Origin of the sequence: Paenibacillus taichungensis (assembly GCF_003287275.1) — a bacterium.
Lineage (GTDB): Bacteria > Bacillota > Bacilli > Paenibacillales > Paenibacillaceae > Paenibacillus > Paenibacillus taichungensis_A.
On sequence record NZ_QEVW01000006.1, the window covers coordinates 505,734 to 527,408 of the forward strand.

Consider the following 21,675-nt stretch of genomic DNA (forward strand, 5'->3'; position numbering starts at 1 on the left):
GTCGGAAACGGGCGTTCTTTATAATATACAAATCTTACTTATGGCCGGTCAATGAAAATCCAGCCTGTTTCTTTTTCCTTATCTACAGATGCCCCAAGAGACTCTGCCATAAAGCGCAGCGGGACATAGGTTTTGCCGTTTTTGCCTACATAGGCGGGTTCAACCATCGTTACTTCCTTGCCTGCAACGGTTGCCTTCTTGGAACCTACAGTCAGGATAATCTCATCGCCAGTGATATCGTCAATAACGACGATTTTATCCGACCCTTTGGTCCATTTCACTTCAGCATCCAATTCCTCGGACAGATAACGAAGAGGAACAAATGTTGTATTTTTAACAGTGATTGCACCATAGGATTCGTCGTCCGGATACAACATGACATATTTACGGGTGATTCCTGCTTCATCCTTCAACAGCTGATACACAAGTGAATTGGAATCAAAATTGCGCAACATCTGACCTGGCGTGATATCTCCCTGCATCAGATCAATTGCACCGTCCGTTTTGTCCACGGCATCCACAGTTACTGGTCCACCAATATTCCACAGTTCACTGTCACCGTATACGGATACCGATTTGATCGGCAGATCTTCAGAAGCAGGCAACGCTACTTTGAAATCATAAATCTGTTTACGGATATTCAGCGCGCTGTCCAGATAAAAGTCCAATTTGAGATTGGTATCTGTTCCGAATACCGTCTTCAGTTCAGGTGTTTCGGTCAACAAGCTGGCTAGTTCCTTGTCGTAATTGGCAAGAATCTCGTCAAGACCGCCCTTAATCGTTTCGTACAATGAAGCAACTTCGGCATCCCGTGATTCGCTAATCGTAGACGGAAGGGCACTGCCGTCGCCATTATCAACTGTGTTGATTGTAACGAGGATAGGGTAGAACACATCATACAGATCTCCAATCAGATCCTTGAGTCCTTGCTCGTCCTGAGCAACACTTGTCAGAAACGGTTTAACCATGGCAAGAAGCTCTTCTCCACTGATCTCCACATGCAGCTTGGAGAGACTCAGCGAATCACCGTTAACCGATTCCTGTACTGGGGTTACGGAAATATTTTTCGGGTTGGACAAATGCTTCAGCGCAAAGGTCAGCAATTTCGGGGAAAGCTCCTCAATCTGCTTCTCCAACGCCTTCGTATCTAGCATAGGAAGCGTGTCATCCTCCAAAGATATGTATAGAGGCTTTTGCGCTCCGTCTACATCAATGACCATTTCCGATTTATCCATCGACAGATGGAAAGGCAATTTCTTTCCTTGCATACTTAGTGTCCCTTTGACAGACGCCGTGCTGGAGTCCTTCACTTTGGCATCTTCAATATCCAATGAAATGGAATTAATGAGTTCAATCATTTGAAGAGCATCCTCATCGACGAGGTTTGCTGTCGGTTCAATTTTTATATGCATGGACTGTTTGGATTCACCGGACTTGACGGTTGTACTGTTGACAACGGCTTTGCCAATATCTACGCCACCTACGGCTTGACATCCCGTAAGCGCAACCATCATCAAAACGAGTGGTACGGCAATCCACTTCACTAGCTTGTGATTTTTGATACGATCTCCTCCTTAGGAAAAATGTGGTTCACTCCTATTATGAGGGTTATAGGTAATTGTTGTAAACCAGATCCATAAATAAATACCAAAAAAAGGCCGAACAAATGTCCGACCTCGGGTACGACGTATATTTAAATATTTGATGTAATTGGCTGCTATAACACTACGCCTATTCAAATCATAAACAGTTAAGTTTATTCTTTTTCTCTATCCTCTGCCTCTGTATCCTCATCCGATTCTTTACCATCGGTACGTGCAGGGGTTTCAAATTGATCCGGCTCGTCGTCTTGAATGGCTTTGTTCTCTTCATTCTGGTCCTGTGTCATATCGTATTCCCTCTCTTCTACCGGATTTCAGGCACAGTCTGTGCCTTGTTTCTATCAATAACCGGAATTATGAAGAACTAAACAAACGTAGGTGCGAAATTTCAATTTAAAATTTAGAAAATATAAAAGACAATCCCGTTCCCGCTTGCAGCCGTTGCCTGAAATAAAGCCTGAACATCATTCAGTGCCTGAACGATCTCCTGGAATGTCTCCTCTGCGTCCCAATCATCCATGACAGGATACACGCCCTCAGCTACCATTTGTTCCAGGCTAAACCGTTTCTTCAATTCTTCAGGTGTCAGTTGTTCTAACGCCATGTACGCCTCAAGCACCTGTTCATTGTTCAGCAGGAACAGATCCATGTCTGAATAGTTGCCCAGATATTGTTCACCTGCCAAAGGGACCACATATCCCAGAGGAGGCTGCCCCTCTACCACTTCACCAGTCAACGTAAACTGTAGCATCTGCCACATTTTATCGATATCCAGCTCGACCGAGCAATCATGTACACTGACTTCACCTGACTTAATGGATTCAACCAATTCATTGGTGACAACAAGATATCTGCCGGACATGCCCATACCCTTATCCCTCCTATGTATATACTTCTCTTCCTTCCCATTAACCGTGCATGTTGTACAAGAATCGGGGTAAAGAGGTGGAAAGGAACAATAATCTTCAAGGAGGAGCGGAATCCATGAAAAAGTTTGATTACAACCTCAATTACGAGGAGCTTGATCTGCGCAAGCAGCCTGAACTGTATACCATTGGCCGGGGGGAACAAGGGGTATTAATGGTGGAGCCCTACAAAAGCGAGATTCTACCGCACTGGCGGTTCAAAACACCTGAAATTGCGAAAGAATCCTCGCAGAAGATCTACGAACTATTTTTGGAGTATAAGAAAAAGGATGACTTTGTCGGTATGGATATGGCACGCAAGTTTTTGCAAATGGGTTATACGCGGGCCCGACGGTATACGAATCATAAAGGCGGACGCAAATATTCGAAGGCGGACGGCTCCATCCTGCCTTATCAGAATGATAAGGTGAAGGCTGAATCGGCAGCCATTTTCAAAGCACAATGGGAGATTGCCAAAACGGACCGGGATTATGTGAAAATGAAGCAGGAGCACCGGGAAAAGTACGAGTCGGAGAATACGCAGGAGCATGGGTGAAAATACATGATTCATGCAGATGTTCATTTTGATATAATGCAATACATCAAGCTTCATACACGAGATTAACGATGTACACCCATCCAAAGGAGCCCTCATGAACCCACCTAGCCACCATTTCGTTCTGACGCTTGTTTGCATCACCCTGTGTCTGTTTATTCTGCTTCCTCTGCCTGCGTCTGCAGCCAAGTCTGAACTTGCCAGACAACATGAAATGACGGCCTTTGGTCCGCTACAAAGCGATGTTGACGGGATTCAGCCGGGATGGAACCTGGGAAATTCCCTGGATACGGTCGGACCTGATGAAACGTATTGGGGAAACCCGCGAGTTACCCGTGAGCTGATACAGCAGATCGCTGCTAAGGGATACCGAAGTATTCGCATTCCCGTCACATGGGATGGGCATATTGGGGATGCACCAGACTACACTATTGATCCAGCCTACATGGCTCGTGTTCAGGAGGTTGTCCAATGGGCGCTGGAAGCCAATCTCTATGTCGTTGTGAACGTTCACCATGATTCCTATCTGTGGATTAGCCAACTGGAGACGGACCATGATCAGGTGCTTTCCCGTTATAAAGCAATATGGGCTCAGATTGCCACGCAGTTCAAAGATAAACCACGTAAGCTGATGTTTGAGAGTGTTAACGAACCGCGCTTTAACCGCGGAGCAACAAATGCAGGCGACATGGGCTCAGGCAGCAATATTAATGAGGCACGACAGCTGGAGCTTTTGCATGAATTAAACACTGCATTTGTTGAGTTGGTACGAGAAACGGGTGGAAATAACAGCGAGCGCCCGTTAGTCCTGCCTACGCTGGAAAGTTCACCAACACAGGTGAGACTCGACAGTTTGAGGCAGACGATAGCCGGGCTGAAGGACCACAACCTGATTGCTACGATGCATTATTACGGATACTGGCCGTTCAGCGTCAACATTGCAGGACATACCACCTTCGACACGGATACGAAAAATGATGCGGCCAGCACGTTCAACAATGTGTACAACACGCTGGTTGTTCAAGGTATTCCGGTTATTCTCGGTGAATACGGCCTGCTCGGTTTTGACAAACATACCGATGTCATCGAACAGGGAGAGAAGCTGAAATATTTTGAATTCGTCGGCCATCAGTCAAAAGAAAAAAAGATCGCGTCCATGTTATGGGACAACGGTCAGCATCTGAATCGGCAAACATTCCAGTGGGCTGACCCGGATTTATTCCAGATGATCCAAGCTTCCTGGACAGGACGCTCTGCCATAGGTGAAAGCGATCTGCTCTATTTCAGACAAGGTTCGCCTGTGGGAGACAGACAATTGACGATCAAGTTAAACGGAAACAAACTGGTTGCCCTGTATGCGAGTGATCAGATGCTGCAAGCTGGCACGGATTATTCGTTCACTGGCAGCACGTTGACCGTCAAAGCCGCTGCGTTATCCCGGATGATCAGCTCAAGTCAGAAGCTTGGGAACAACGGGATACTCACAGCGAAATTCAATCAGGGGGCAGAATGGAACTGGAATGTGATTGTGTTTACGGAGCCTGAGTTGAGCGGCGCAACAGGTACGGTAGACTCCTTCTCCATTCCTACCCAGTTTCAAGGTGATCAGCTTGCCACGATGGAGGCTGTGTATACATCTGGTGAGAATACCACGCCACAGGACTGGACAGCGTATAAGGAATTCTTGAGTACATTTGCTCCTTCTTATGAAACGAATGAAATTAAACTACAGCCCGATTGGCTCAAAGAACTGCGCGACGGACAGATCGAGCTGACATTTCACTTCTGGAGTGGTGAGCTCATTCGCTACACTCTGATTAAGAACGGAAATCTGGTGACTGGCAAGGTACAAAATAATTGAAACTGATCGCGGGTTGGGATTGTACGACCCGTTGATTGCAATGGGCGCTGCAGGATGCAGCCTGACCTATGAAGTATTGAAGATTGTTCAAGTAAAGACGCTACCAGTGGGTAATCCCCGCTGGCAGCGTCTTTCGGTTTGGTAAGTTTGGTATGGTTAAGCCTGTGCCTTTTGCGCCTTGCCGCTTTTCGAACGGGGCCGAAGCATGCCCCCTACGATGCGCAGCATTTGTCTGCGCGGCATAAGGCGAGCAAACTGGGCCGTCCAGTAATTGGAGGCACCTGGCACAGCATACGGCTTGCCTGACGCCAACGCCTTCATCGCTACTTCCACAACATGCTCGGGCGTATCCCGTTTGCCTACCGAGGCCTCTTCGGCTCCTACTACGTCAAAGAATGAGGTATCGGTCGAGCCAGGGCATAGAGCCAAAAACTGAACGCCTCGCTTCCGGTTCTCTTCATACAACGCCTCTGTAAAAGAAAGAACGAAAGATTTCGTAGCCCCATATACAGCCATGTATGGATCAGGTTGAAAAGCAGCCGTTGAAGAAACGTTGATGACGGTGCCGTTCCGTTTTTGCAGCATGCCTGGCAGGAAAAGATGGGTCATGTTCATGACTGCGAGTACATTCAGCATAATCTCTTCCTGCTGCCGTGCACCATCCACTTGTTCAAACATTCCATGCGTGGCAAATCCCGCATTGTTGATTAATACATTAACCTGTATGCCCCGATTCATACATTCCTCATAAACGTGTTGTGGTGCATCCGCCTGGGATAGATCCGCTACAATTACTTCCGTCTTCACTTGATAGGTTCGCTCAATCCGTTCTGCCAGTTGACGCAATTTGGACTCCGATCGGGCCACCAAGACCACATGTTTGCCTTTTGACGCCATCTCCAATGCAAAAGTCTGCCCAATTCCTGAAGAAGCCCCCGTAATGAGTACCCATTGATTTTGAACCTGCTTCATATCTCATCCACCTTTTTCGAACACTCGTTTTTTATTGGAAACACTGTTTCCTAATGAAATCATCGTACTCCCTTGTCTTCTTACTGTCAACTTCTTTTGATCATTTGACGATTTCCAACGTAAAACAGTAGAATGACGATAAGAAACATGGTTACCGTTAAACAACAATATGGATGTATGAGGATGAGATAGATGAAAGATCACAATTCGGGTTCCAAAGAATCCGCTCACACGGTCACTACCTTTCAGGAAGCCAGACTTCAACACTCCGAAAACCTGCGCCAAAATATTGTGCATGCCGCCGCATCCTTGCTGCAAGAGCACGGTCCCGAAGCCGTCACGGTTCGGCGTGTAGCAGAACGAATGGAGTGCTCCACCAAAATCATATATAACCTCTTCGGCAAGAAAGAAGGGTTAGCCAAATACCTATATATGGAGGGCTGCGCCCTCCTGTCCCAATCGTTTGAATCCGTGCCTCAGCAAGCATCATTCGAGAATTATTTTCGCGATCTCGCTTATGCCTACTGGGATTTCGGAATTACACAATCCAGCTTCTATCAGCTGATGTTTGGCGGTTCATTTGCAGAATTCAAACCAGATGCAGAGAGTCTGCAAGGAACAGCAACTGCTCTCAAACAAATTACGTCCCTGGTTGCGGCCTCAATTGAGCAGGGAATGCTTAAGGAGAACGATCTCCTGCTTGCAGTCCGTATGATATGGGCCCCTCTACATGGTGTCATCCACCTGTACCTGGGAGGCCATATTGAGACTGAAGAGGCCGCGAAACGGCTATATGATCATACGTTGTCCATGGTTATTCTCTCCCTTGTTGGGGTATCTTCCAATGGCTAAGCCATGAATTGATAAGGAAACGAAAGAAGGAGCAGGCACTTCATCGCTCGGATGAAGGACCTGCTCCTTTTTATCATTATATATAAGGGATTACTATCGCTAATTAACGTGCGGCTTCGTTCTCAGCTTCCCAACGCGAAATTTCAGCACGTACTTTGGGAGCGACTTCTTTGCCGAGCAGTTCAATAGCTTTCATCACTTCTTCATGTGGCATCGTACCGAGGGGAGTGTGTAACATGAAACGTGTGATACCCACCTCTTTGCGCAGATAGATAATCTTCTGAGCCACGGTATCTACATCACCCACATACAATGCGCCTTCCAGACTGCGTGCCGCGTCAAAGGTTGCACGGCTGTAGTGTCCCCAGCCGCGTTCACGGCCCAGTATGTTCATTACAGCCTGAGCTGGAGGGAAGAATTTCTCCACGGCTTCATCTGTTGTATCCGCAATGAATCCATGAGAGTGGGAAGCCACAGTCAGTTTGGATGCGTCGTGTCCTGCATGTGCGGCTGCTTTTTTGTACAACTCCACCAGTGGTGCGAATTGAACGGGGCGTCCACCAATAATGGCGAGCACAAGTGGTAATCCAAGCAGACCTGCGCGGACAACCGATTCCTGGTTACCACCACTACCGATCCATACCGGAAGTTTTTCCTGTACCGGACGCGGGTAGATGCCCAGATTATTAAAGGAAGGGCGGTGTTTGCCTTCCCAAGTTACTTTTTCCGAATCACGCAGCTTTAAGAGTAGCTCCAATTTCTCGTCAAACAACTCATCATAGTCGTTCAGATCATAACCGAACAATGGGAATGACTCAATGAATGATCCCCGCCCTGCCATAATCTCCGCACGCCCATTCGAAATGCCGTCCAGCGTTGCGAAATCCTGAAATACCCGTACCGGATCAGCCGAAGATAGCACCGTTACAGCGCTGGTTAGGCGAATGCGTTTGGTCTGTGAAGCTGCGGCAGCCAGAATGACAGCTGGTGATGAAGCGGCATAGTCAGCACGATGGTGTTCTCCCACGCCATACACATCCAGCCCCACCTGATCTGCCAAAACAATCTCTTCAACAACGTCGCGAATACGCTGCGCATGACTTATAAGTTCTCCTGTGTTTACATCTGGGTTCGTCTCCACAAATGTACTGATTCCGATTTCCATTGTCTATTCCTCCCTGTTATGAAGCGATCCGTCGTTTATCTAACCTATTGTAAGTAGATCACCTTTTGTTATTTGTCTTAATATTGAACTATTTTGAGGAAAAATACAAGTGCCCCCTGTTTTCCAGAGGGCACTTTCGTGACATATTCTTATCAAAATCCAATGATTTCATGATGATTTCTTTTTCCCAATGTACAGCAGATGAGACGAGATTCCCAGTATTGACGGGTCTTTGGCCGCCTCAATCATATACTGGATCAACTCATCGTATTCCCCGCGTTCTTTCCAATATTGCTGCTGCTCTTCTGTGAGCATGGCTCTCAGACTGGACGATCCAATCAGGTCTACCGTTTCGAATCCGTACTGCTCCATAAATGGGTTAATATCCTGTATATTGAAATAATACGCTCCCGTAAACCGTCCTTGATCCAGATGATCGAATGTCCCCTTTTCCACAAAAGACCGGATAGCTTCCATGTGGTCATGTGGTTTCCATTGCTGCGGGAATTGCAAAGAGGTAATGCCCATTCGCATCCGGCTCTGCATCGCTACAAACACAGTTCCCCCACGCTTGGTGACCCGATGCAGCTCCCGTACCGCAGCCACTCGCTCTTCTTCCGTCTGCAAATGATACAACGGTCCCAGCATCAGCGACGCATCATATGTCTCATCTGCAATACCGTCCAGATGGGTCGCATCCAACGCATAAAATCCTTCAAACTTCCGTGTCAAATCCAATTCCTTTGCCTTCTGCTGAGCCATATCCACAGATGCAGGGGTCAGGTCTGACAGCGTGACATGGTATCCGAGCTTAGCAAGCTCCATCGCATATTTGCCTGGTCCTGCGCCATTATCAAGCACAAGTCCGGTTGCCGGAAGTGACTCTCGGATATAATGCATATTAATGATGAACTCCAGCGGTTCCCGGTCCAGCCTTCCCCACTCGTCAAATCTGGAATAATACTCAATCACACGTGATCTTTCCATAATTCTGCACCTGCCTTTTCTCAACATCAAGGCCATATAAAAAACAAAAAACCTGCCGCCTCAACTAAGAGGCGACAGGTCTGACCTTCGCGGTACCACTCTTCTTGATCCATGACAGGATTGGATACATCATGCTCCAACCTACCCTGCCATAACATCTCAGGACCTGATGACGGAGGTTAACCGTCAGGATCTACATGAAGTCAGCGTATAGCATCATTTTTAACATCCAGCCCTTTGTGCGCTGAGCAATGATGATATTCACGTAACTACGGTTCGATTCTGCTGCTCACAGGTGAGTTGGGGATAGGTTGGACTGCCTTGCACCATAGCGACAGTTCTCTGAACCAAACCTTGTGCCTTAATACTCCTGGTCATTGCATGTGACTGTTAAATTTTATCCAGTATATTACTTCTAAATATTTCCTGTCAATTCTTATTTTCCAGTTGCACAGCTACTTCACGTTCCGGTTCTTCTGTGCTGTACATCCATGGATATACGGTTGCTGTATCCGATGTGTAATTATTATACCGATCAATACCCAGGTTTTTTCCGTCACCAGCAAATTGAGTTTTGGCCGGAGTACCATAACTTCGTTTGCCCTTTTGGATCGTATAGGTCTGATTAATTCCACCAAAATGTAGATCATCACTATATCTCTCCACGTACAAATCACCATCCTTACGGTAATATGTCCAATGGATTGTAGAACCGCCCAGATTCGAATTAATGTATTGTGGTTTCTCCCCAATCTCGGACAACGTAATCGGCTCAAATTCACCCTGAAAATAACTGACTTTATGGCGGGCATACAAGGTCATTGGGGTATCCTGATTAACTTCAAGACCAGAGGTCACTTCGAAGCGCAGTTCTGCTTCATGTGCCGGATCGTCCGACGGCCACACCCCTCCAATCAACTTGCTGCCATTTACATCAAGTGTGTATTGCAAATATGGTAATTGCATGAAATATTCGCTATGAGTAACGATCAGCCTGATTTGGGTGGGTGTAATTATGGCTTCCTTGATGACTGCTCCATCCGACTGCTCCTCCAGAGGTATATTTAGCACCCTTGTGCTAGTACCACTGAGCATCTCTGTTTTATCCAGACGTATACCAATATCCAGTGGTTGGTCCATTTTGCTTTCTTCTTTGCTATAAGCCAGTACATAACTTGCTGCTTGTTGCTTCAACTTTACTAAGTTATAGAACTGTTCCGATATATATTCACCATGTTCTCCTGGCTTTCCATATATGCCTGCTGCATTCCCTTCCAGAATCTGTCCTTTCTGATCGTATATCTTTAAATACGGAAAAGCATAGTCACGAACCTCCGGTTGATCAAAGGTTAATGATGTAGACAACATAATCTTATTTTCCTTCTCGTTGAATGCGCTCACTACAAGTTCACCCAAACCATCCTTGTTGATATTGAACACCTGTGATTGCTGCTGTAAGGGATCTAGGGTAATTTCCTTTTCTTCCGGAACTAACACTTGGATTCCACCTACAGTGAATTCGACATTCGCTTCTTTTCCTGATGGTGTCCACTCCGTCTCAAAGTACCCTTTAAACTTCCCATCGGTCTGATCAGGAACATGGTAATACCTGCCTTCGATCAGTTTGCCACTCTCATCCCGCATGCCAATAGAAGGGAATTGTAATGTATCACCTCTGTACTTACCAGGGTCCAATGTATACAAAATAACCGTGCGGTTATCATCGGAAAAGGCTGTATCTAAGGTTAAAGTCACCCCGTTGACCGTTACGGACTGATTCAGTTTCTGTCCAAGCTCCTTTTGCATGGCATTCTGGATACCACTTCGGTCATTTAAAAGTTCACCCCAATTATAGTGAACTGCTGCATATACTGGCGTCGCCATAAGAATAACTGCAGCGGTTCCTATCAGTGCAGTCTTTTTCCATTTGATCTGTTGCGGCATATGTTCTTTACTCTCTGATATATGAAGCTCTGGGCAGCGCTCCTGATCCTGTCGAATTTGATTCCACATGGCATCAAAATCGGGATAGCGAATATCCGCATCATTTTTCAGATGACGAGACAACAGATTTTCCGTATGCTTCACTATACATTTCCCCTTTCTGATGTTGCTTTCTGGCTTGATCCCATTTTTTCCTAAGCAATCGAATACCCTTATATACTCTTGACTTCACCGTTCCCAGTGGCACTTCCAGAATCTCGGCAGCTTCGGATAAACTTAATTCGTTCATATAACGCAGCAGAATCGCTGAACGTATCTTTTCAGGCAACTCATGAACCCATTTTGCCCAGACCTCGGACTCCTCCACATGTTCGATCAACGTATCAACCGGATCAGCGGTTCGTTGAGGGGTGAGAATAAACTGCCTTTTCTCCCGCTGTTTGGCTGTGCGTTCCCTCTTCAGAAAGTTAAGACAATGATTCACCGTAATTCTCATCAGCCATGTCTTCATGTATTCAACCTTCTGCCAATCCTGACGAAATACCGTAATAAAAACATCGTGGCATACATCTTCTGCATCCTGAGCATGATGGAGCATGTAATAACAAGTTCGGTACACATCCTTGTTGTACATCTCAAACAATTCCTTTTCGTTCAAAAGCTTTCCCTCCTTTCTCTGCATCAGCCATCTCAAATCTATAGACAAAGCCGATCCTTCAAAGGTTCATTCTTACCCTTTCTCCACTCAACAAAAAAGAACCTTCACTTCCACAGCATTGCAGAAATGAACGTTCTTTATGGGTTAAGACAAGACCAGTAACATGGCATTCCAGCGATACCTAAGGGGAATTGCTAGATTTTTTTCACAAACTCGGACTTCAGCTTCATCGCGCCCAGGCTGTCGATTTTGCAGTCGATGTCATGGTCACCGTCAATCAGTCGGATGTTTTTGACTTTGGTTCCCTGCTTAACTACCAGCGAGCTGCCTTTCACCTTCAAATCCTTAATGACCGTAACGGTATCGCCATCATTCAGGACATTACCATTGGAATCGCGTACTACTTTCGTTTCTTCCGCATTTTCTTCTTCTGACGCTAGCGCCCATTCGTGCGCACATTCTGGACACACCAAAAAATTACCGTCCTCGTAAGTGTATTCGGAATTACATTTGGGGCAATTAGGCAAATTAGACATATGTACTAAACTCTCCAATCATTTTGTGGCTTCCTCGCAAGTATACGGGAATACAGTCCATTCTTCCACATAGGTACGAGTTTCATTGATTTAAACTAAATTTAAGATTACCCCGCCCCCTGATTTAAGGATGGTTCCTTATACTGAAGCTATAATTGAAATTCTTTTCTCACTTGAAATGCTGATATACATCCTATAAAAGGAGTTACTGCTTATGTCTCCCTATGTTTTTCCTGTCCAAACGGCTTTCTTTATTTTTGTCCTCATCGCCATGTTTCTGCTCGTGCCTTGGTTGATCTACGGATATCGGAAAGATGGATTTTTTAGCTGGTCACGATTTGGCGTCAGCTTTTCATTTATTTTCTACTTGCTGGCTGCATATTGTCTGGTTATTCTTCCTTTCCCGACCACTCGTAATACCTGTGCGCAGCAAGCAGCGGATACCGTATATTACAACCTTGTTCCGTTCACCTTTGTAAAAGATATTATGAAAGAAACACCAATCATCTGGTCTCAACCCTCCAGCTATATGGGAATGATTCAGGGCAGAGCTTTTCTGCAGGTTCTGTTCAACGTAATGCTTCTCATGCCACTTGGCGTTTATATCCGGTATTTTTGGCAAAAGAGATCTTACTGGAAACAGGCCTTGTTAAGCGGATTCGGCTTATCCCTGTTCTTTGAGATTACCCAAATCACCGGTTTCTACGGTTTTTATGATTGCCCGTATCGATTGTTTGACGTGGATGATCTCCTGCTAAATACTTCTGGAACGGTGCTTGGATTCTTCGCAGCTCCCATCCTGCTTGCCTTATTCCCGTCTCGTGCAAGTATTCAGGCGAAGAGCGAACAGATTCTGGAACAAAATAAGGTCTATCCTGTGCCTCAGTTGCTCGCACTTATCATTGACGGTGTAGTTGTCGTATTCCTGTCCAATCTGATGTCCATTTTCAATTGGAGTAATACAAATGTGATTGTCAGTACGCTAAATACTGTGATCGCCATGCTGTTTGTATTTTTCTTTATTCCATCCTTGCGAGATGGCAAGACTCCAGGTTCTGCCCTAATGCGGTTTAGATATGTTAACCGGGAAACTGGCGAGCCTTCAAGCGCATCCCTGTTTAAAAGGTTGCTGGCACTTTACGCCCCTTGGATCTTGGTTACCGTAGCCCAATTCATAACCGATTATGCCTTTCTGAACGAAAATGCGATGCTCGAACCTTATAAAGTGTGGATCTCTGTCGGAATTTTTGGTCTGCACATGCTTATTCTCTTGGTATTGTTTGTTCATGTCATGCTGGTGCTGTTCTCCCGGGGCAAGCGATCTTTTTACTGTGACGATGTATCCAAGACACGAGCATCCCGAAAGTAAATGCTGTACTCTGGCCACTCACAACACATAGGTTCAGGTGAAAAATAGTACCGTTGTGTTTGCCATTACAGTCGGCAAGTTTGATCCATCGTAAAAAAGGTGTGCCTCGTCAACTAATGACGAGGCACACCTTTTAACTATGTTGAGATGAAGTCCAGAGGACGTCGAACTATAGCCCCAGCAGCTCACGTTTGGAAGCTTCCGGGTCATGAACCAACTCCACTTCATGATTGAAAATCAGCGTAGCGCGATCATCTTTGTAGGCAGGCCAGTTCACACCTGCTGTCTCAGGCTTGCCCTGTTTGGCAAACGAAATCCATGCATCCTGCACTTTACCCGCAAGTTTTACCGCAGCGGCATCCGGTTCGGCATTCATAAACTTCAATACAGGTAACGTATTAAAAGCAAAAAAGATATCGATGCTATGAATTGATTTATGTAGCAGTGGATGCTCCGGCATCACCCAATCAAAGCGATACATCCATACAGGTGCATGTTTCTGCTGAGCTGCCGCATATTGCACAGCCGAGCGCCAGAAGAACAGATCTGTCATCACTTGGGCTTGACCATCTGCAGTTTTGGGATAACTGTCCGCAATGGCTGCCCGATTCTCCAGATCAGGTGTCATAAAATCAACAGCTTTCACCATGTTGATCTCTTCGGAGTAAGGTACCTGAGGCTGAATGAACAACGAGCCTTCATGCAAAGTGGTTCCGATCAGTACAGGGATATCCTGTGCCGCGCCCTCCTCTACTGCCTGAAGAGGCGACTTCGGAAGTGTAACTCCCTCCAGTACGGGCTGGAACAACAGGGCCATGCCTGCACCGCTTTGTTGTTTGACCGTTTCGCCAGCAGCGATGATTTGCTCCACTGGAATGGTTTTGAGTTTATGCAGGTCATCTGGTGTTACCCCCAGAACCTTCAGCATGCCATCACGAATGGCTGAGGCCTGCTCTGCTGGCACAACTTGTGAGGCTCCACTTTGCATAATGGCACGGTGGAACAATCCTTTGGCTGCTGGCATCGCCATCAAAGCCGCAATACTCATGCTGCCCGCAGATTCTCCGAATACAGTGACATTATGCGCATCGCCGCCAAAAGCTTCGATGTTGTCCTGCACCCATTGCAATGCAGCAATCTGATCCAGTAAACCCACATTGGATGCAAAACCCTCTCCAAGCGGAGCCAAATGCAGGAACCCTAGCGGCCCCAGACGATAGTTGATCGTCACGACGATAACGTCTCCCCGGAGGACGAGTTGTGTTCCATCGTACATCGGCTGGCTGCCAGCGCCTGAAACAAACGATCCGCCATGAATCCATAGCATCACGGGAAGCGGCTCATGGCTTTCTTTTTCAGGTGCCCATATATTCAGGTAAAGACTATCTTCCGATTCCACCGGAGGCTGTCCGGATATGGCTTCAGTTTGAGGATTTCTTGGCTGCATATTTTCAGGACCGAATTGTTTCGCCTCTCTGACTCCGTCCCACGACTCGGGTGGAACCGGAGCCTGAAAGCGTAATTCACCCACGGGTGGCGCAGCATAAGGAATACCTTTCCATACGCTCGCTCCATGCAAAAGCTCTCCTTGAACCGTGCCATATCTTGTATTCACTTGAAGTTCCCTCATGCGCACATACATCCTCTCTACTGATCGATAGTTCCAGCTTACGGCTGGTGTAGCTCAGATCCGAGTGTAACTTTGAGCTGACGAAATTCTGTCTCAGGTTTATTAAATAACGTACACGATGAATAATTTTGTATTGATTCAACGCCCTTTCGTACGTACTGTACTGGCAAGGGTGTTTCCACTTATTTGAGTATAGATCTACGCGATACCCATTTACAAGTTTGTCCAGATTTAAGCGCCACTGCTACGTTTCACGTGGAACTTTTACAGCAAACATAAAGACCCCGCTTCAATTAACGAGCGAAGTCTTCTATTGCTGTTCTGCATATTCCATCAACTTTCCCGATGTATGGATTAATTACCGCCGTTTACTTTTACCGGATAATGAACCGTATATTCTGCGCCTTCAATCCAGCTCCCGGTCACATGATTACGTCCCTTAACGACAACCCGATCACGGTATACATCCACATGCAAACTTTCACTTCCCTCCAGATGCTCATCCTCATCCGTCCAGAGATAAGCTACAGAGGAGGCATTAAACATCGTTGGCAGCTGTCCGCCACCTTCGTACATGGTATGCTGAGCCTCTAATTGCCAATGGGTGTGCCCAGAGAAGAGGATGACCTGCGGATAACGACTTAGCACAGCCTTTAATGCTGCATCCTGATTCACGCCATACCAACCTTGTTCCTTCATGGAACCCGCAACTGTATCCATCAGTGGTTGATGGAGAAAGGCAAAAATCGGCTGCTCAGGCAATGCTTGCTCCGACAGTTTTGTTTCCAGCCATTGCAGTTGATCGGCAGACATATCACAATCTTTCGGATGAGGCTGCTCCGTACCCAGGAAGATATAATGATACCCGTCGATCCAGTGGTCGTGGTACGATCCGTTCATCCCTGTGATTGCTGTAAAATCACTCAACCGCTTATGCCACAACTCTTCAGTTGAGATGGAATTCTGGTTTTTTTCAATATCATGAGCCTCGACCTGGCCCATATCCCCTGAATACCCCAACACCTCACCCACCTCGTGCTGGGTCATGGTGGTCAAGTTCAGCGGTGGATCTCCCCATAGAATGGCTCCAATATCATGATTGCCTACGGTATAACGTATTGGAGGCAGTGATTCGCCGTGAGCCCGCAATATACGCTGCAACTCCTGGTATTCTTGAGGCAGTCCACGATCGGTCACATCGCCCACATGCATAATTCCGCTGCTGCCATGGCTATACGTTGCGATGTCTTCCAGCGCTTTCTCCAGATGACGGTTATGGATATGATCAGCCTGCTCTCTCACATGAGTATCTGTGATGACCTGGAAGCTGATTATCGGCTGTTCGTGTTTATTTTCATTTCCCATCAGGAATCACTCCATTTCAGTCCAATAATGCCAATCAGAATAAAGCCCATCCAGACGATCGACATCGCCTTCAGACGTTCACCCAGAAAGTAATGTCCCACTATCCCAATCAATGTAATGCCTACGCCCGACCAGATGGCATAAGCAACCCCCAGCGGCATATACTTCACAGCAAAATTCAACAGGGTAAAGCTCGCTCCATAACAGGCAAACATAAGAATGGAAGGCCATACGCGGGTAAAACCATCCGAGACCCTCATCAGAATCGTACCACTGAGCTCCAATCCAATCGCCAGAGCAAGCAGTATCCATCCCGTATATGAATGACTCGTCATCGGTTTACCTCAACTTCCAGCAATTCATCAAACGAACGAACCGTAAGATCCGCAAGCTTGATATGAGCAGGTTCACCCACAGCAATCTTCCAGGCAGCTCCCGCAGCACGGGCCATCTCCATATCACCATCCGTATCGCCAATGACGACAACTCTTGCAGTAGGTACACCCAGACGCTCACACGCCAGCAACAACATGTCAGGAAACGGTTTTCCCCGTCCAACCTGATCCGTTCCTACAACTACGGTGAAAAAAGATTCTATCCCCATCCACTTTAAATGACTTAGGGCATTTTCTGTCTCATCCGCTGTGACGACACCCATTTTCAGTCCTTTGCTGCGACACTGCTCAAGAAAGGCAAGGACGCCTGGAAGGGGCTGAGCAGGGCGCTCCTTATTCATTGCGTATTCTGCCTGCAGCAAACATTCCCTCACAATAATTTTCGCTTCCGCCCAGCTTAATCCTGCACGATAGCCATGCCAAGTTAATACGGCGTAGACTTCCTCCATTGTTCCCATAGCAAGGGGGCCTCGCACATCATAACCGTTCATTCGTCCCTGCTCATCATGGAATGTTCCCCATATATGAGGAATCTCTGCTGCATTGAACTGAAGGCCACGAGCAGCAAGCTCTTCCCGGAAGTTCTCCATCACACGATCGGTCCAGAAGCCCCACATGGCTGTAAAATCAAGCAGAGTCCCATCCTTGTCAAATAAAATAGCCTCAATTGGGGTAGAAAGGCTCCCCAGCGTCAATTCGGGCATTGGTTACGCTCCTTGTCTGCTGAATTACTAAGTCAGAAAAGCGGTACAACACTGCACCGCTCTTCCAAGTTAAGCTTGTTTCCCCTTGTTATTTCACGCGATCCAATTCTTTTTGGGCCTTTTCTTTGGCTTCTTTCAGCGCTTGTGCTGCTGGAATGTTATTAATCTGTACCTGATCTGCTGCATCCTTCAGCGCAGCATTGATTTTGCCTCCAGTCGGGTCCTGGAACGGAGCCGAAGCATGGGAGGCCTGCTGCAATGGAACCTTGATTTGCGGGTTCTCTTCACTGAATGTTTTGAAAGCAGGATCTTCTTGAGCAGATTGACGAACTGCAATGTAACCTGTGTTCATGGACCAAGCTGCTGTATTCGCTGTTTCCGAGAAATACGTCAGCCATTTATAAGCTGCTTGCTGCTGTTCCGGACTTGCTTCGGCCGGGATACCTGCCATGATCGCACTCGCCACAGGCTTGCCTTGGCCTACACCTTCCCAACCCGGTTGTTCCATGGCTGCAACGATGCTGAAATCCAGATCTCCCTGGTCACCGCTGGAACCGGTATATCCGGCTGCTTTATTTTTCATAACATCATCAATCGTTTTGTACCAGTACTCCCAGCCTTGGCCGCCAAAATGAATACCCATGGTCTTGTCCTCATTAATCCACTTGCGGAACAGCTCCCACGTCTCTACCCATTCCGGTGAATCAATCGTTACAGTCTTGCCGTCATCACTCAGAATTTTCCCGCCTTTGCCAAGCACGGCGTCAATCATGTTATCGCTACCCCACATTGGCTCCCACCCGTAGAAGGTTGTCTTGCCATTCTCCTGCTTGCTCATCTTCGCTGCCGCTTCAGCAAGTGCCTCCCATGTCGTCAGAGTGGCTGGATCGATATTATTCTCTTTTAGAGCATCCATACGGTAATACATGATCTGAGTTGTTCCGTACATCGGTAAGAAATACTGCTTCCCATCTACTTTTCCCTGCTCCAGGAAGGTCTGCACGTAATCTTCCTTGTTAAAGCCCTGATCGGCAGCGGTCAGCTCATCCAAGGATGCATAGTACCCTTTGCGCGCCCAGTCGATATTGGAGCTTAGTACAGCGGCGGGTACTTTTTTCGAGGCAATGGCAGCCTGGAGTTTTTGTTCGGTTTCCGTGTAATCTGCTTGTACAATTCCTTTCACAACAACTTCGCTCTGGGATGCATTGAAGGCATCAATCGTCTTCTTCATGTTATCTCCCAGGTTGCCACCCAGACCATACCAGAACTCAATCTCGACAGGACTGCTTGATGCAGAATCAGCTCCATTCGCAGCAGCTGCATCTGAACCCGTGCCTGTACCGCTATCAGCTGAGGAACCACATGCGGTGATCAGGGCGAAACTCGCAGCCAGTACCAGCGACATGCCCCCTCTCCACCTGAGCTTTAATTTGTTCCGCCATTTCATACTCGCTTGACTCAATTTCATTTTGATTCCTCCTATATAAAGTATGTTGTGAAAATCAGTTCTTGTTCACGCCGGCAGTAATATTCACACTCTGCATGATCGTTTTCTGGGTAAACAGGAAAAGAATCAGCAGCGGTGCGATAGTAAAGGCACTGGCAGCCATGATCTGCGGCCATGCCAGACCGTAGGCTCCACCCTCCACGAAAAAGCTGCGCAGACCTGCGGATACCAATTGCAGATTCGGGTCTTTGGTAATGAGCATCGGCCAGAAATAGTTGTTGTACTGGTCAATGAACGTAATCAACACCATCACGGCAAACGACGAGCGAACCAGCGGCGTCATAATGGTCCACAGAATGCGGAAGTGCGACGCCCCATCCAATTGTCCAGCTTCCACCAGTTCGTGAGACACCTGCATAAATGCCTGACGGATCAGGAAAATGGAGAACACACTGACACAGTTGGACACAATCAGTCCGGTATAGGAGTCCAGTAATTTAAGTTCGCTGAGCACCAAATAACTGGGCAAATAAACGGCGGTACTCGGAATCATGTAGCCTACCAGAATCAGTCCGGTGAGTACCCCTTTTATACGAAAGCGCATATGGGTGAGTGCATAGGCCATCATGCTGGAGTTAATGACCTGGATCAGACAGATCGCAGCCGCTACCCCTGTACTATTCAGAATGTAACGGGCAAATGGAGCAGCTTGCCACGCATCCACATAATTGTTCCAACGGAACGTTTCGGGCCAGAAGGTTGGCGGGAACTGCCAGATCTCGTCATTGGTTTTGAAACCGCTAATGACCATCCAGTAGAACGGAAATGCCATCGTCAGACTCACCAGCGCAAGCAGCAGATAGCGAAGTGCGGTAGCAAATCCTTTTCCTGCACGAGGGACCTTCCGTTTCTGCACCTCTTCACGACTATTATCTTTTCTTGTTTGGTTGGTTAAAGTGGTCATGTTCATTAGTAATGCACCAGGCGTCGGCCGAGCAGGAAGGATACTCCTGACAGCAGAACGCAGATCAGAATAATAACGACGGCGATGGAAGAAGCCTCGCCCACATTGAAGGACTCAAATGCAGATTGATAATACATGTAAAGCAGTGTTCTTGTTGATCCAGCTGGTCCTCCTTGCGTCATCACGTTGATCTGGTCATAAGCCTGCAGCGACTGGATCGTCAGGATGATGGACAGGAAAAACGTGGTGGGTGAAATCAACGGCAGTGTAATGCTTCGGAACTTGTCCCAGCTGCCTGCCCCATCAATCGATGCCGCTTCAAGCAGATCGGATGGCAGGTTACGCAATGCGACCAGGTAGAATACCATAGACCAGCCAATTGATTTCCACAGCGTGACGATGAGCACAGCTACCAATGCCCAGTTCTGATCTTTCAGCCAGCCTATCGGAGATATGCCGACCCAGTCAAGCAACAGGTTGGCCAGCCCCACTTCAGGTTCGAAAATCCAGGACCACGCAATGGAGACTGCGACAGTCGGGGTCACCCACGGGGAGAACAGCAGCGTCCGGAACAGGCCGGAGGACTTAATCTTGCTGTTCATGAGCATGGCCAGCGCCAGTCCGCCCACAATCGTAGGCACTACACTTCCAAGACCGAACAACAGCGTAACTTTTAATGAACGGTAAAATTCAGAATTGGTTAGCAGATAGCTGTAGTTATCCAAACCGACGAATAATTTGTCAGGGCTCATGAAGTCCCAATCCGTAAAACTCAGATATACAATGTATCCCAAAGGCCCAAGCCAGAAAATGAGTAATGGGATAAGGGCAGGAAGGGTGAAGAGAACCGCTTCTGTCTCCCTCCATAATTTCACACGCAATTTGCACACTCCTAATCGTCCAAATTTTATTTAATTTCTCTAAAAATCATGCCTTAAAACTCCCTTTAATCTCTTCTGTACAAAAATGATTGTATAATACATTTGAAAAAACTAATTCCGGGTTATGTTAAAATAACGCGAGGTCATGTAAAATATGAAAAGGAAACAGGGAGTCCCATCCATATACTAGAGGTGAGATTGTGGGAAAAGAAGCTGCCGAGGACCAGAACCATTCGTCGTTGTCCTATCGGCCCGAGCTGAGGGAGAAAGTCATTGACGCCATTGCCAATACCATGGATCTGTATGGAGTCAATCATTCATTTGGTCAACTGTATGGCATTATGTATTTTGAGGATCGCCCGATGACGCTGGAAGAGATGAAAACGTCCATGAACATGAGCAAAAGTAATATGAGTTATGCTGTACGTTCGCTTACCGAATCTCAGATGATCTATAAATTGGAGGAAAAGCGGGAACGCCAGGATCAATATCTGGCGGAAACCAACTTTTTCCGTACGTTTCAAAACTTCTTCGGGGCCAAGCTTCAACGGGAAATCGACGTGATGCAGGAAAGCCTTCGGGAGGTGATTCCGCAGTTATCGGAGATTATTCTTGCCAGAACAACTCCTCCGGAAGAACGGGAAGACGCATTGCGAGATTTGCATAAACTTCAGCATGCCGGGCAGTATTATGATTGGTTGCAGGGATTTGTAGACCAACTGCGGGATGGTGTTTTTTACAAAGATGCCCCACATGAAAGTGATTAAACACGCTAAGGAATCATATACGCTTTATTATGAATAGCATTCACTCGGTCCGTTAAACTAAAAAAGTCAGCTCAACAAGCGCCGATGGTTGCAGGACTTGTACTGGCTTTCAATAA

General features: G+C 46.9%; 21 protein-coding genes. 5 read left to right on the plus strand and 16 right to left on the minus strand.

Annotated elements, in window-relative coordinates:
- Positions 1–38: 38 nt before the first annotated feature.
- From DC345_RS11420 to DC345_RS11425, 3 genes are all read right to left on the minus strand, one after another.
- A complete protein-coding gene (locus DC345_RS11420; RefSeq protein ID WP_258530622.1) occupies positions 39–1,544 on the minus strand; it encodes a copper amine oxidase N-terminal domain-containing protein in 1,506 nt (501 codons plus the stop codon).
- A 212-nt stretch (positions 1,545–1,756) separates the two neighbouring features.
- A complete protein-coding gene (locus DC345_RS32145; RefSeq protein WP_258530623.1) occupies positions 1,757–1,888 on the minus strand; it encodes a hypothetical protein in 132 nt (43 codons plus the stop codon).
- 113 nt (positions 1,889–2,001) lie between these two features.
- Positions 2,002–2,469, minus strand: a complete 468-nt coding sequence (locus DC345_RS11425; protein ID WP_113053185.1) for a YfbM family protein — start codon at positions 2,467–2,469, stop codon at positions 2,002–2,004.
- A gap of 116 nt (positions 2,470–2,585) precedes the next feature.
- Between DC345_RS11425 and DC345_RS11430 the strand changes: the two genes are divergently transcribed.
- Together DC345_RS11430 and DC345_RS11435 are read left to right on the plus strand one after the other, a co-directional pair.
- Complete coding sequence (locus DC345_RS11430; protein WP_113053186.1) at positions 2,586–3,062, plus strand: DUF4385 domain-containing protein; 477 nt, start codon at positions 2,586–2,588, stop codon at positions 3,060–3,062.
- A gap of 97 nt (positions 3,063–3,159) precedes the next feature.
- On the plus strand, positions 3,160–4,923 hold the full coding sequence (locus tag DC345_RS11435; RefSeq protein ID WP_113053187.1) for a cellulase family glycosylhydrolase: 1,764 nt from the start codon (positions 3,160–3,162) through the stop codon (positions 4,921–4,923).
- 156 nt (positions 4,924–5,079) lie between these two features.
- Here DC345_RS11435 and DC345_RS11440 read toward each other — a convergent pair whose 3' ends face one another.
- On the minus strand, positions 5,080–5,895 hold the full coding sequence (locus DC345_RS11440) for an SDR family NAD(P)-dependent oxidoreductase (RefSeq protein ID WP_113053188.1): 816 nt from the start codon (positions 5,893–5,895) through the stop codon (positions 5,080–5,082).
- A gap of 192 nt (positions 5,896–6,087) precedes the next feature.
- On the opposite strand from DC345_RS11440, the gene DC345_RS11445 reads away from it, so the two are divergent.
- The gene (locus DC345_RS11445) at positions 6,088–6,747 is read left to right on the plus strand and encodes a TetR/AcrR family transcriptional regulator (RefSeq protein WP_113053189.1); all 660 of its coding nucleotides are present in this window, start codon (positions 6,088–6,090) and stop codon (positions 6,745–6,747) included.
- Between the two features lie 103 nt (positions 6,748–6,850).
- Here DC345_RS11445 and DC345_RS11450 read toward each other — a convergent pair whose 3' ends face one another.
- The 5 genes from DC345_RS11450 to DC345_RS11470 form a co-directional block, all read right to left on the minus strand.
- Complete coding sequence (locus DC345_RS11450) at positions 6,851–7,912, minus strand: LLM class flavin-dependent oxidoreductase (RefSeq protein ID WP_113053190.1); 1,062 nt, start codon at positions 7,910–7,912, stop codon at positions 6,851–6,853.
- Between the two features lie 168 nt (positions 7,913–8,080).
- A complete protein-coding gene (locus tag DC345_RS11455) occupies positions 8,081–8,899 on the minus strand; it encodes a class I SAM-dependent methyltransferase (protein WP_113053191.1) in 819 nt (272 codons plus the stop codon).
- A gap of 429 nt (positions 8,900–9,328) precedes the next feature.
- A complete protein-coding gene (locus DC345_RS11460; RefSeq protein WP_113053192.1) occupies positions 9,329–10,987 on the minus strand; it encodes a DUF4179 domain-containing protein in 1,659 nt (552 codons plus the stop codon).
- Positions 10,944–11,501, minus strand: a complete 558-nt coding sequence (locus DC345_RS11465) for an RNA polymerase sigma factor (RefSeq protein WP_113053193.1) — start codon at positions 11,499–11,501, stop codon at positions 10,944–10,946. The genes DC345_RS11460 and DC345_RS11465 overlap by 44 nt, the downstream gene beginning before the upstream one ends.
- Positions 11,502–11,695: 194 nt before the next feature.
- Positions 11,696–12,037, minus strand: coding sequence for a zinc ribbon domain-containing protein YjdM (locus tag DC345_RS11470; RefSeq protein ID WP_113053194.1), 342 nt, complete (start codon positions 12,035–12,037; stop codon positions 11,696–11,698).
- Positions 12,038–12,251: 214 nt separating this feature from the next.
- Here DC345_RS11470 and DC345_RS11475 point away from each other — a divergent pair, with 214 nt between their 5' ends.
- The gene (locus tag DC345_RS11475) at positions 12,252–13,406 is read left to right on the plus strand and encodes a VanZ family protein (RefSeq protein WP_113053195.1); all 1,155 of its coding nucleotides are present in this window, start codon (positions 12,252–12,254) and stop codon (positions 13,404–13,406) included.
- A gap of 169 nt (positions 13,407–13,575) precedes the next feature.
- Here the strand turns inward: DC345_RS11475 and DC345_RS11480 are convergent, their stop codons facing one another.
- The 7 genes from DC345_RS11480 to DC345_RS11510 all read right to left on the minus strand — a co-directional run bounded on the left by DC345_RS11480 (position 13,576) and on the right by DC345_RS11510 (position 20,792).
- Complete coding sequence (locus tag DC345_RS11480) at positions 13,576–15,036, minus strand: carboxylesterase/lipase family protein (protein WP_113053196.1); 1,461 nt, start codon at positions 15,034–15,036, stop codon at positions 13,576–13,578.
- Between the two features lie 354 nt (positions 15,037–15,390).
- Positions 15,391–16,401 (minus strand): metallophosphoesterase family protein, encoded by a 1,011-nt coding sequence (locus DC345_RS11485; RefSeq protein ID WP_113053197.1) that lies wholly within the window; start codon positions 16,399–16,401, stop codon positions 15,391–15,393.
- Complete coding sequence (locus tag DC345_RS11490) at positions 16,401–16,736, minus strand: DMT family transporter (RefSeq protein ID WP_076287289.1); 336 nt, start codon at positions 16,734–16,736, stop codon at positions 16,401–16,403. Before DC345_RS11490 ends, DC345_RS11485 begins: the two co-directional genes overlap by 1 nt.
- On the minus strand, positions 16,733–17,500 hold the full coding sequence (locus DC345_RS11495) for an HAD family hydrolase (protein ID WP_113053198.1): 768 nt from the start codon (positions 17,498–17,500) through the stop codon (positions 16,733–16,735). The genes DC345_RS11490 and DC345_RS11495 overlap by 4 nt, the downstream gene beginning before the upstream one ends.
- A gap of 88 nt (positions 17,501–17,588) precedes the next feature.
- Positions 17,589–18,968 (minus strand): ABC transporter substrate-binding protein, encoded by a 1,380-nt coding sequence (locus DC345_RS11500; RefSeq protein WP_113053199.1) that lies wholly within the window; start codon positions 18,966–18,968, stop codon positions 17,589–17,591.
- A 34-nt stretch (positions 18,969–19,002) separates the two neighbouring features.
- The gene (locus tag DC345_RS11505) at positions 19,003–19,917 is read right to left on the minus strand and encodes a carbohydrate ABC transporter permease (protein WP_240342990.1); all 915 of its coding nucleotides are present in this window, start codon (positions 19,915–19,917) and stop codon (positions 19,003–19,005) included.
- A complete protein-coding gene (locus DC345_RS11510) occupies positions 19,917–20,792 on the minus strand; it encodes a carbohydrate ABC transporter permease (RefSeq protein ID WP_062323074.1) in 876 nt (291 codons plus the stop codon). Before DC345_RS11510 ends, DC345_RS11505 begins: the two co-directional genes overlap by 1 nt.
- Before the next feature lie 200 nt (positions 20,793–20,992).
- On the opposite strand from DC345_RS11510, the gene DC345_RS11515 reads away from it, so the two are divergent.
- On the plus strand, positions 20,993–21,559 hold the full coding sequence (locus DC345_RS11515; RefSeq protein WP_113053200.1) for a GbsR/MarR family transcriptional regulator: 567 nt from the start codon (positions 20,993–20,995) through the stop codon (positions 21,557–21,559).
- Positions 21,560–21,675: the final 116 nt, after the last annotated feature.